A 12,962-nucleotide genomic window follows, 5' to 3' on the forward strand; every position below is an offset into this window, starting at 1 on the left:
AAGTATCATTAATAGAGAGTACAATTTTTTATACTTATTAATGCGAGGGAATATGTGATGAATTCAACAAGAAAGATGAACCATTCGGTAAACTTAGATAACCCACACTATTATAATAATCGTGAATTAAGCTGGTTAGCTTTTAATAAAAGGGTTTTAGAAGAAGCTATGGACGTACACAATCCATTATTAGAACGATTTAAATTTCTAGCCATTTTCAGCTCAAATTTAGATGAATTTTTTATGATTCGTGTTGCGGGACTAAAGGATCAAGTAAAGGTTGGATTTAGAAAACCAGAAAACAAAGCAGGCTTAACACCTAAAGAACAACTATCACTCATTTCCCAAAAAACTCATGAAATGACCGACTTACTTTATAACACTTATAACAAAACTCTTCTTCCGCTTTTAGAAAAAGAGGGTGTTTCATTTTTATCTATGAAGGAAGCATCCAAAGATCAACTTGCTTTCCTTGAAACATATTTTGATACCCAAATTTATACCGTGCTAACTCCAATGGCCATTGATGCTTATCGTCCATTCCCTAAACTTTTAAGTAAAAGTTTAAACTTGGCTATCCTTATCAATGATGAGGATCCTGATAGTATGAAGATTGGTCAATCGAAAGGTAAGCTTGCTATTGTGCCTGTGCCTGGCGTATTAGGGCGTATAGTAGAGCTGCCTAGTGAAAATTCAACTAAAACCTTCGTTCTAGTTGAAGAGATTATTGCACATTTTATCCATAAATTATTTAAAGGCTATGACATTAGAAGTATCACCCCTTTCAGAATTACTCGAAATGCTGACCTTACGATTGAAGAAGATGGCGCAAGGGATTTATTAAAGGTGATTGAACAACAATTAAAAAAGAGAAAATGGGGTGCAGAAGTACGTTTAGAAATTCAAGGAAACCTTCATGATAATGATATCTTATCCTACCTTCAAGATAAGCTTGAAGTACATGAGAAAGATACCTATCTTTCAGAAGGTCCACTTGATTTAACTTTCTTATTCTCTTTTCACAAAAAATTAGAAGGATTATATGAGCATTTAACATATGAAACCTTTCTGCCAAATGTACCAAGTGATTTACAATCTGATGATTCTATTTTTGACCAAGTACTTAAGCAGGATATTCTTCTTCATCACCCATATGACTCGTTTGAATACGTTCAAGAGTTAATCACTACCGCAGCGGATGACCCTAATGTGTTAGCAATCAAACAAACATTGTATCGAGTTAGTGGTCAATCACGGATTATTAAGGCATTAAAAAAAGCAGTTGAAAATGGAAAACAAGTAACTGTACTTGTAGAATTAAAGGCGCGTTTCGATGAAGAAAACAATGTGAATTGGGCTAAAGAATTAGAGCATGCAGGTTGTAATGTTATTTATGGGATGACTCATTTAAAAACTCACAGTAAGATTACCCTAATTGTTAGACGAAGAAATGGACAAAACGAGCTATTTGTTCACTTAGGTACAGGTAACTATAATGGTACCACTGCTAAAATTTATACAGATGCTAGTCTTATAACAGCTAATAGAAGAATCGGGCTTGATGCTACTAACTTCTTTAATTACTTAAGTGGATATACAGAGCAACCTTCCTATAATCATCTTTCGGTGGCTCCTAATAATATTCGTAATGAGTTTGTTGCTTTAATTGACAAAGAAATAGAATTTCATAAGAAGTATCAAAATGGACACATTATAGCTAAAATGAATTCACTTTCCGATAAGGTATTAATTACAAAGCTCTATGAAGCTTCTAATGCTGGTGTCAAAATTGAGCTCATTATTAGAGGGATTTGTTGCTTAAGACCTGGAATCAAAGGTGTTAGTGAAAATATCACCGTAAGAAGTATCTTAGGTAGATTTTTAGAACATAGTCGCATCTTCTTCTTTCATCACAATGGAGAAAGAAAAACCTTCTTATCTTCCGCAGATATGATGACAAGAAATATGGAAGATCGTGTAGAAATTCTATTTCCTATCTTTGATTATCGCTTAAAAGAACGTATTCAAACATGGCTTTCTATCATGTTAGCTGATAATGTAAAAGCACGTGAACAAGATTCTGATGGAAACTATCATTATGTAAAACGAAACGAAAATGACGCTATTATTCATAGCCAGCTTGATTTACTAGGAAAATAAGGACGTTCATAAATAAAACAAACGAGACCGAAATAAAAGGTCTCGTTTGTTTTATTTATTCATAGATTGGAATACTGGCTCTATTCTTACTTTTAAAAGCTTTTCTAGATGCTTTTTTTCTCTTTCTAGATGGTATTGCTCGAGAGCGTAGAACCCATTACAGCTTATCTTCATTTTCAACACATTATCATTTAAGGAAATCGTTATATTTTCGACTATCTCTCTCTCGGTTCTAGTGAGACATTGCGACATAATTAAGAGAGCGCCTAATAAACAAAGCTTTTTTCTTTCTTCCTTTGTAAACCAATTCCTAAATGGATAACTATACTCGCGGAATGTTCCTTTGCTCTTATAAGATGCTACTAATGCATATTTTACTCTTTCTTTATGAGATAGACCAATAATAGGTCGGTTGGCTAATAGAGAGAAGGTAAAAGGAGATGCTTCTTCCTTTCTATTTTTCCCAAAAAGATAGATATTTGCACTTCTACTTAATAAAGCAAAATCCTCTGGCTCTAATTTATATTCATCTTGGAATATTTCATCTACTTGCTGAATGAGCAAGTCTGCTATTCGTGCTCTTTTACTTCCTTTCTTCAAATCAATGGCATATTCTTGGGCAATGGCTCCTATATTCTCATCCATTCTAGTAGAGTAACTCATATCCGGTAGGTTCCACTTACTATATAATAAACCCTCTCTTAATCCATACCTACTCAATATAAAGCTAGGAGCCTTCGTGTATTCGCATAGCATATATAATGCTTCTATAGCAGGGATAATCGTATCTACTCGATCTTTAGAAAGTCCATCTAATTGAAGAAGATCTGGGTAGGTTAGTGGCGCAACTTGATTTTTCACCATTTCCATATCACTATAATTCATTTCATACTGATCTAAGCCAACTAATGGATAATGAATAAATTCTTGATGTATTTGTGCCATATTTCTTGCACTGCCGCCCATAGCAAAAATTGGAACTTGTCTATCTACCAACCAAGGTAGTGCTTGAAATTGTTTGCTTATATACTGACAAATCTTTGTCATTTCCTCTTCTGTAGGAATGTCACCTTTTACAAATAAATGCTTTAATGATAAAGAACCAAAAGGTAAGCTAATGTATTCTACTAGTTTACGATTTTTAAAATAGGTAATTTCTGTACTACCTCCACCCATGTCCACTGTTAGACCTTCATCAATGTCCAAGGAATGTATAACTCCTAAAAATCCGAAATAAGCTTCTTCATAATCACTTAATAAGGTGATTTCTAAGCCTATTTCCTCTTTTACTCGTTGTATAATGTCGCTTCCATTCCGAGCTTGTCTAATCGTAGCAGTAGCAACTACGTATACTTCCTCTATTTCGCTGTGTTGGATAATTGTCTGAAAACGTTGTAAGATACCTATTAACAGGACAATCCCTTTGTCACTTACTATATTTTGATCATCCAGATAGGAACGTAATCGTGTGGGGGATTTTATATTTTCTACTTCTTTAAAGCCCTTCCCATTCCCAGCACTCTCAAAAATAACTAGCCGAGTTGTGTTAGAGCCGATATCAATAATTGCTGCTTTTCTTTGCAATATTCTTATCACCCTTCTATGTATTGTTTATTTTCATATCCTATAGCTTGAAACTCTGTCTTTCAAGTAGATTTTGTAAAGTTTTTGTTAATATTATTACTACTAAAAGATTCATTAATAAAGAGTAGTTTCTTTGTAAATATGTTTACCTTCTTTTTACCCTTTAAATTGAAATAATATTCATTTATAAGCAAATAGAAATGATTGTATCTAACCACCATTTATCTATGGAAAAAAGTATTTTTTTATAGATAAAGGAAATAACGAATCTTAACAACTAAAAGATATTTTCCACTTCAAATTATAACAGAGTTTGACACACAAAATGTGAGTAACTACTAGGAAAATGGGGTGGTTGTTTACACTAGCTTTCTATCTCTAATTCCATCCATTCATCTGTTTCTTTAAAGCCAAACTTTTTATATACAGGTCGTCCAAGTTTAGAGGCTCCTAGCCACATTTTTTTAATATCTCGTTCTCTTGCTTCTTCGACAAGTTTTTTTAGTAAGTTTGTTGCTATTCCTTTTCCTCTAAATGCTTCTTCTGTATACATATTCGTTACATAAGCTTTTCTTCCACTGCTATTTGTATAGGTCGGAGGAAATTCATATATAACAATAGCTCCTGTAGCTATGATTTTTCCATGCTCTTGCTCTACTACTAGCATTTGGATAAGTGATTCAGATAGTAGATATTTTTGAAAGAATTGCTCCAAATCTTGATCAATATTTTGGTTTGCCTCTATCCCTTCATCTAATAATTGTTTCTTCCTTAGCTCTTTCAATAAAGGTATATCTTCTATATTAGCTTTGCGATATTCCACTTCGATCCCTCCCATTTTATATTTATCATAAGGTTTCTTTGCTTTGTTTGCTAATCGGAACACCTTCTAGAATATAAACTTATGTTTAGTTTCTTATTCAATATTGCTTCTATTCACCTACTATTATCCTGTTCTACTCTTCCAAAATAGTTGTCTAGAAAAATATTTTCTTCAACAATTGTCCAAAGAAAATCTTTACAAATAAATAATGTAGCGCTTATAATAATTTTTATAGTTCCAAATCTTCTATACATAGATAATATTCAGAAGAATTAAACAACACTTAGGGGGAGACTACTTGAAGAAAAGAAATTGGTTACTACTATTAACATTTGCATTTGTGTTGAGTGTACTAGCTGCCTGTTCTGGAGATGATACAAAAGAAACTACAGCAGGAACAGATGATAGTACAGCAACTGAAGGAGAAAAGGTTCTTAACTTTTTAAATCCAGAAGCAATTCCTTCTATGGATCCATCATTAGCTACAGATGAATCTTCATTTGTTTATTTATCAGCTACAATGGATGGACTATATCGTTTAGATAAAGATACGAAACCATCACCAGGTATAGCAACAAATCATACAGTAAGTGAAGATGGACTTACTTGGACTTTCACTTTACGTGAAGATGCTAAATGGTCTAACGGAGATCCTGTAACTGCTAATGACTTTGTATACGCATGGCAACGCGCTGTTAATCCTGATACAGGTTCTGAATATGGTCCTTACATGATGAATGGCGTTATTAAAAATGCTACTGCTGTAAGTAGTGGTGAACTACCTGTAGCAGATTTAGGAGTTAAAGCCGATGGAGATTATACACTTGTTGTAGAATTAGAAAATCCAACTCCTTACTTTGAAACATTAACTACATTTGGAACATTCTTACCATTAAATCAAAAATTTGTGGAAGAAAAAGGCGATAGCTTTGCAACTAACTCAGAAAACCTTCTAGCAAATGGTCCTTATACCATTACTGATTGGGATAGCACTAGCAATTCTTGGAACTTAGTGAAAAATGCTGATTATTGGGATGCTAGTACTGTAAAAATGGATCAATTAACATTTGAAGTGGTAAAAGACCCACAAACTGCTGTTGATTTATATGAGAAAGGTCAAGTTGATCGTGTAGACTTAACATCAGACTTAGTAGATCAATATTCTACAGATGAGGATTATGTTGTATCAGCTGATACATTTGTTTACTTCATCAAATTGAATAAAGAATCAAATGAAGCACTTGCAAACAAAAATATCAGACTTGCAATTAGTACTGCTTTCGATAAAGAAGCTTTAGTAGATGAAATTCTAAACAATGGTTCAATTGTTGCAAATGGGCTAGTTCCAAAAGACTTTACTCCAATGCCGGAAACTGGTGAGGATTTCCGTGAAGTAAGTGGCGATCTTGTTACGTATAACTTAGAAGAAGCTAAGGAGCTTTGGGCTAAAGGACTAGAAGAGCTTGGTACTGATTCAGTAGAACTAGAATTCTTAGCAGATGATGATGCAACAACGAAAACACTTATTCAATATGTTGCAAACCAACTTTCTACAAACTTAGAAGGATTAACAGTTAACATCAAACAAGTTCCAAAAGAACAACGTTTAGACTTAGATGATAGCATGGATTATGAAATGCAGCTTTCTAGATGGGGCCCTGACTTCCTTGATCCATTCACATTCTTAAACCTATGGACAACTGACAGTGGTAACAACTGGACTGGATATTCAAATGCAGACTACGATAAATTAGTTCAAGATACAGCAAATACGCTTGCTACTGACAATGTGGCTCGTTATGATAATTTCTTACAAGCAGAAAAATTATTATTTGAAGATGCTCCGATTGCACCTGTATATCAAGCATCAAGAGCGCAACTTGTTTCTCCGAAAGTTCAAGATGTTTTTGTAAATCCATTTGGACCAACATACGAATACAAATGGGCAGATGTAGCTGAATAAAAATTTTAGAAAAGGGAGAAATTGCTACTGTAGCAATTTCTCCCTTTTTTCTTTACTTAATGAATGATTATCCATATTTACTTTATATGTATTTCTTCCATGATCTTTTGCTTTATATAAGGCTTCATCTGCTTTCAAAATAAGGGAAGAGGATCCCATTCCCTCCTTTGGGAACATGGTGGCGACACCTATACTAACTGTTATATAGTTACTTACCTTTGAATAGGCATGCTCTATTTCCTCACTCGCTAGCTTCTTCATCAATTCTTCAGCCATTCTTACTGATTCATGGGTATTCTTATTTAGTATGAGGATCGCAAATTCTTCTCCTCCATATCTTGCTACAAGGTCTTTATCTGCTAATTCTAAGCTCTGCATAACAGCAGCAATTCTAGCAAGAATCTCATCACCCTTTAAATGACCGTAATTATCATTATATAGTTTAAAATAATCCACATCTATTAATAACGCGGAGAAGGGTAGCTTTAATTGAATAGCTTCCTCCCAATACTCTTCTAATTTCTTATTAAAATTTCTCCGATTGGCTACATTTGTGAGTCCATCCATAAAGGATAAATGCACTAATTGATTATTTACCTGAATTAATTTCTGCTGTGAAGTAATTAATTCCTTTGTACGTTCTTTTATCTTCCAATCTAGATTCTCATTCAACTCTAATAGCTCTGTTTGTACTTTATCTACTTCTTTAAATGCACCTGAAAATTTTGAAAAAGTAACATAAGATTGAGAGAGAACAAATATTAGTAAACCGAAAGCTGCTAATTCACGCCCTACAATTACTTTTTGTGCTACTAAAATATCATAAAGAATAGCAAAGGAATACACCGTCATACACAGTAAAACAAGCTTTGCTCCTGACCTTTTATGATAGACAGTCCTGACAATGGTAATCAGAACCGAAGCTAGTACGATTGGCATCATTCCATTAAAAAGGAATAGTATGCTAGAGTATATTCTTGCTGGAAATAGTATCACTATAGCAGAGAACAGGATGCCGAATATAGTAAAATATTTATTAATTCTCGGAAAAGCTTCCTCTTTATATAAGCTGGAAATAAATCGTAAAAATAGTGGGAGTGTTAAAAAGTACCAGAAAAAAGAGTTTTTCATCATTAGTTCCATTGAAATGGTAGGAAACCAATCTCCTAATATTCTTTCTCCAACAGCAGTAGAGCGAATACTTATGGTTATGCAACTTAAACCAAACCATAGTGGAATTATATCTGACCTGCGATTTAAGTATTGTCCAATATGAATGAAGCCAATAATAAGTAAAACGAAAAAGAGGATATATTCAAAGCCAATTTGCTTTGTTGTTCTATCATGGATTTGACTATCTTTTCCTAAAAGGAGTGGATACCAAATGCCGCCTTCTCGGTAGTGAAAATTCGATACTTGAATGAGTATATCAGTTGTTTCTTCTGAAGCGGTAAAATTTACGACTTGTGGATCAAATCTAGCAACTTCTTCCTTCATAGATGTTCCTACTATACCTGAAGAAGCAAGTTTTTTTTGATCTACCCATAGTTGAAAGGCTGAAAAGTAATCCATCATTTTTAATCCATAGATTTGTCCTTTCTCTAGGCCATTGATGGAGAGATGATAGGTAGCATAGCTATCTGGTTTATTTAATTTTTTCCATAAAAGAGGAACATCTATCTCCGTTTTATCAGTCGCTTTCGTTAACGAATCAGGTGTAAGTAGTTGATTCCAATAAATATCCCAAGATCCTTCCAATGTAATAACCCCATCTTGATCAAAATCCCAATGATCCAAAGAAAGGGAACCATTATCTACCCTTATATTATCTGGTTTATCTGCTTTTTGATGATAAAGAATTACTGCTGATAGTGCTATAAATAAAGCAAGAAAGGGGAAGATGCCTATTTTTATATACTTCATGACTTTACCTCACATAGATGTTGTACTATCTTTTATAGTAGAGAAAATTAGGTCATTAGTCACTAATATATATATAGGCAAATTTACTCATTATATGATCAGTTTTATTTTAAGATGTTTTCATGGAGATATACTATGACATGCTATTCTAAAAATAAGGGGAAGAAATCTAATTTTTGTGGAATATGAGTTGAGAGCACTATTGAAAAGATTTATACAGCCTCCATTATGAAGAAAACGAAGCACATATTTTTGGAAAACAAAAAAGACTAGCCCGTAAGCTAATCTTCTCTTCTATTAGATTAATGTACTTCCGTCATAAGAAGTTATTACTTTATATAAATCAGGACGGCGATCTCTAAAAATCCCCCATTCAATACGTTGTGTTTCTAGTTGATCTAAATCAAATTCAGCTACTAATACAGTCTCTTCAGTGCGTCCTGCTTCTTCAATTTTATTCCCCTGTGGTCCTGCAATAAAGGAAGAACCATAGAAGGTAATACTTGATTCTTCGTCACTCTCTAATCCAATTCTGTTTGACGCAATAACTGGCATTAAGTTGGAAGCAGCATGTCCAAGCATACATGTTTGCCAATGATCTTTTGAATCGATAGAAGTATCCTGTGGTTCTGAACCAATTGCAGTTGGATAAAGTAAAATTTCTGCTCCCATTAATGCCATAGCGCGTGCTGCTTCAGGATACCATTGATCCCAACAGATACCCACGCCGATTTTTCCAAAGCGTGTATTCCATACTTTAAATCCTGTATCTCCTGGATTAAAATAGAATTTTTCTTCATAACCAGGACCATCAGGAATATGACTTTTGCGGTAAGTTCCTAGAATGGTTCCATCTGCATCAATCATGGCTACCGAGTTATATCGTGCATAATTCTTTTTCTCATAGAAACTAATAGGAAGAACTACTTTTAATTCCTTTGCTAATTCTTTAAAGTGATTGATTGCTTTATTTGTCTCTACTTCTCTTGCATATACATAGTAATCGGACTTTTCTTTTTGGCAGAAGTATGGTGTTTCAAACAACTCTTGTAAAAGGATAACGTTTGCTCCTTTTGCAGCTGCTTCTCTTACTAATCGATCTGCTTTTTCAATATTTTCATCCATATTATTACTACAGCTCATTTGTGTTGCTGCTACTTTTACTTTTCTCATCTATTTCACCTCGAGTAAAATTTATTGATTACCTAAGACCATTTGCTGTGTTGTACAATGTACATTTCCACCCTCGCGGATAATCGCCATTCCATTGATTGTGCGGATTTTTCTATCTGGGAAGAAGTCTTGTAATACTTTTTCAGCATTTTTATCTGCTTCTTCGGCCGTACCACCGAAAACAGGTAAAATAATTCCATCATTCACAAAATAAAAATTGATATAGCTCAATGTTAATCTACTATCTTCATGCATAACTATTGGTGGTTGTTCAATTGGAATAATCTCTAGTTTACGCCCTAAAGCATCTGTTTCGCTTTCTAAGATAGCAATATTTTCTTGTGTAATAGTATAGTTTTCATCTGCTGGATCATTGCATACTTGCATCATAATTTTACCTGGCGCCACGAAGCAAGCGACATTATCTACATGACCGTCTGTTTCATCTCCACTTAAACCTGATTTTAACCAAATAACCTTTTTCACATTTAAATATGCTTTTAGCTGTTCTTCAATCTCTTCCTTTGACAGTTGAGAATTACGGTTTGTATTCAATAGGCATTCTTCTGTTGTAATAACAGTACCTTCACCATCTACATGGATAGATCCACCTTCCATCACTAGTGGTGCGTCAAACTTCTCTATTTGGAACTTTTCTAGAATCTTAGGAGCCACTTCATTATCTAAATCCCAAGGAGAATATTTTCCTCCCCAAGCATTGAATTGCCAGTTTACTGCAGCAACTTTTTTATCATCATTAATAAGAAATGTTGGGCCATTGTCTCTTAACCAAGCATCATTGTGTTCAATTGCTAAGGTATCAATATTATTCTTATCTTCAAACAATGCTTGAACAGCATCTGCTTCATCTGGGTTCACTACGATAGTTACTGGTTCAAATTCTGAAATCGCATGGATTAGTTCTGCATAGCCTTTGCTCACTGCTTCATAATCATCAGGAAAAACCATGGAATCTTTTACAGGCCAAGAAATAAATGTTCTTTCATGCTTATCCCATTCTGCGGGCATTCTATAATTTAATTCTATTGGTAGCATTATCTTCTCTCACTTTGCAATAATATTTTCAAGAACTTCTAACTAACATCATATTATAATGAAAGTCTATTATAAAGGGAAACTTATAGTAGTGGTAAATTTTTTCAGACACAGATAGATAGTAGAAATGAGCTGCTTTAAAGGGGTATTTCAACTAACTGAGTATGAATTCTAAAATGAGGACTCCTTTGAAGAACATTATATATCTATTATGTGCCTTAATTAGTAGAAATATTGCTAATTAAAAAAGAGAACGAAAAGAAGCCACTATTGTAAAGTTGGCTCCTCTCTTTTATTTTCTACTAAGCATTAGACAAGAGAAATAGAGACTATTCTTTCATCAACTCCATAAACTCCTCATAGTCACTTACTCTAACCATTTTTTGCACTCTTGCCTTATCCTCAATGATTTGTCCTAACATCTCATACATCTCTTGTAAATCTTCTTGGCTATTCTTTTTCACACATAAAAGGAGAATTAGCTGTACAGAATTATTATTCCAGCTAATAGGTTTCTCTAAAGTACATATACTTAGAAAGGTTTTTTCTGTCTGTGGAGTGATAGGATGTGGAATAGCAACTAAGTTTCCATATGAGGTGGAAGCGACTTTTTCTCTTGCATAAACTGCCTCTAAAAATGTTTGATCAACTAATTCCTTTTCAATCAATTGTTCATATAAAAACTGCAAAACCTGTTCCTGTGAATCGAACTTTTTCCTAAAGAAAGCTAGTTCTTCTAAGAAGAAGGATGGAGTCGTTTGGTTATTACTCTGGTGCATGATAAATTTTTCAATTGCCTTTAAATCACTTTCCTTCAAGATAGCATTAACTTGAATAACTGGCACATTAAAATTCTCACTTATAGGTATAGAGCTTACAATGAGATCAATATCGTTCAAATTATATTGCTCTAGCTTATAATACTCTGTGGTTTCTACTACCTCTAAATTACTTCCAAAATAAGACTTTAATCGATAATAAATGAGTTGAGCTGTTCCAAGGCCAGAGGCACATACTACTAAGCATCTTTTAGAGCCAGAGTTTAGCTTTTTTCTTTCCATTGCTGCACCAATATGAAGAGCCAGATAGCCAACTTCATTCTCGTCCATTTCAATTCCTGTATATTCTGTAATGGCAAGTCCTGCAATGATGCCTGCTTCATATGCAAGAGGATAATTATTTTTTATCTCCCTTAGCATAGGATTTCTAATATTCATTCCATATTTAATTCGATTAACAGCTGGCTTTAAATGCAGGCTCATACCAAAGATAAGTTCTTCATCCTTTTCAATACCAAGGTCTAGCTGTTCTTCTATCTTGGATAAGGTAAAGGTTACAAGTTCAAAAATATCTTTCTCAATTACATGGTCAATTTCTCCTCTTTTTTGGGAGACCATTTTTGTACCTAATAAATGCATAGCAATATATGCTATCTCTTCTTGTGGAAAGGTTACTTCATATAGTGCTTCCACTTCTTTCACCATTTGACTTGCAACATGATATTCTTTTTGTTGTTGCATTTCATCTAAATCAGCATGGATAAGTGCTGCATAGTGTCCGCTTACAATTCTTTTATGCGCTATAATGATATGAATTAACAAGTTATTGATTGCTATATCTGATAAAGTAATATCATGTTTCTCAATTTGTCTTAAAATAATAGTTTGGATTTTCTCCTTGTTAGTATCAGAGAAAAAGGATGGAAGCGGTACATCTAACGCACTACTTGTTTGCTGATTTCTATTAAGCACATATTCAGATAAACAAAAACGGACCTTTATCTCTTCTCCTAATACTTTTAGTCCATAATTTGGTTTTGCTTCCAAAGTAATATCATATTTTTGTAATATTTCTTTTACACTTTTTATATCTAATTGAATCGTTGATTTACTAATATATAATTCTTCGGCTAAGTCATCTAGCTTAATATAGTGGTCACTTAACAGAAAACGAGTAATTAAATAGGTTACTCTATCTTCTGGAGTCTTTGGTATTGCCTTATTATAAAAGGAATTTTCAACAGAGATTGACTGTAAAAAGGCTTGAAATAATTGTTTATCCCTAATCTCTAATTTATATCCTTTTGAAATAACAGCGATAATCCTCGCTCCATTGCTATTCAATATATAATCTAAATTCTTGATGTCTTCTCTAATCGTCCTACTCGTCACTTCATTTTCGGTAGCTAAATAACTTCCTGTTATAGGTGTATCCGCTGTCATTAATTCTCGTAGTATCTCTTTCATCCGGGAGCTTAACAATACAAAGTCTCCTTTCCTT

General features: G+C 33.7%; 8 protein-coding genes. 2 read left to right on the forward strand and 6 right to left on the reverse strand.

The window, feature by feature from the left end; all coding sequences use genetic code 11:
• Nucleotides 1-57: 57 nt before the first annotated feature.
• Nucleotides 58-2,160, forward strand: a complete 2,103-nt coding sequence (locus F9279_RS07970; RefSeq protein WP_152112268.1) for an RNA degradosome polyphosphate kinase — start codon at nucleotides 58-60, stop codon at nucleotides 2,158-2,160.
• Nucleotides 2,161-2,211: 51 nt separating this feature from the next.
• Here F9279_RS07970 and F9279_RS07975 read toward each other — a convergent pair whose 3' ends face one another.
• Nucleotides 2,212-3,744, reverse strand: a complete 1,533-nt coding sequence (locus tag F9279_RS07975) for a Ppx/GppA family phosphatase (protein WP_193224509.1) — start codon at nucleotides 3,742-3,744, stop codon at nucleotides 2,212-2,214.
• A 364-nt stretch (nucleotides 3,745-4,108) separates the two neighbouring features.
• On the reverse strand, nucleotides 4,109-4,567 hold the full coding sequence (locus F9279_RS07980) for a GNAT family N-acetyltransferase (RefSeq protein ID WP_152112270.1): 459 nt from the start codon (nucleotides 4,565-4,567) through the stop codon (nucleotides 4,109-4,111).
• A 298-nt stretch (nucleotides 4,568-4,865) separates the two neighbouring features.
• Here F9279_RS07980 and F9279_RS07985 point away from each other — a divergent pair, with 298 nt between their 5' ends.
• On the forward strand, nucleotides 4,866-6,530 hold the full coding sequence (locus tag F9279_RS07985; protein ID WP_152112271.1) for a peptide ABC transporter substrate-binding protein: 1,665 nt from the start codon (nucleotides 4,866-4,868) through the stop codon (nucleotides 6,528-6,530).
• Nucleotides 6,531-6,554: 24 nt separating this feature from the next.
• On the opposite strand, the gene F9279_RS07990 is transcribed toward F9279_RS07985, so the two are convergent.
• From F9279_RS07990 to F9279_RS08005, 4 genes are all read right to left on the reverse strand, one after another.
• Nucleotides 6,555-8,453 carry a diguanylate cyclase gene (locus tag F9279_RS07990; protein WP_152112272.1) on the reverse strand — a complete coding sequence of 633 codons (1,899 nt, stop codon included), beginning with the start codon at nucleotides 8,451-8,453 and terminating at the stop codon, nucleotides 6,555-6,557.
• A 297-nt stretch (nucleotides 8,454-8,750) separates the two neighbouring features.
• A complete protein-coding gene (gene aguB / locus F9279_RS07995; protein ID WP_152112273.1) occupies nucleotides 8,751-9,626 on the reverse strand; it encodes an N-carbamoylputrescine amidase in 876 nt (291 codons plus the stop codon).
• 21 nt (nucleotides 9,627-9,647) lie between these two features.
• Nucleotides 9,648-10,682, reverse strand: coding sequence for an agmatine/peptidylarginine deiminase (locus tag F9279_RS08000; protein ID WP_152112274.1), 1,035 nt, complete (start codon nucleotides 10,680-10,682; stop codon nucleotides 9,648-9,650).
• Nucleotides 10,683-11,011: 329 nt separating this feature from the next.
• Complete coding sequence (locus F9279_RS08005) at nucleotides 11,012-12,928, reverse strand: BglG family transcription antiterminator (protein ID WP_226793355.1); 1,917 nt, start codon at nucleotides 12,926-12,928, stop codon at nucleotides 11,012-11,014.
• Nucleotides 12,929-12,962: the final 34 nt, after the last annotated feature.

The sequence above is a fragment of the Bacillus sp. B1-b2 genome, from assembly GCF_009183415.1.
Lineage (GTDB): Bacteria > Bacillota > Bacilli > Bacillales > Cytobacillaceae > Niallia.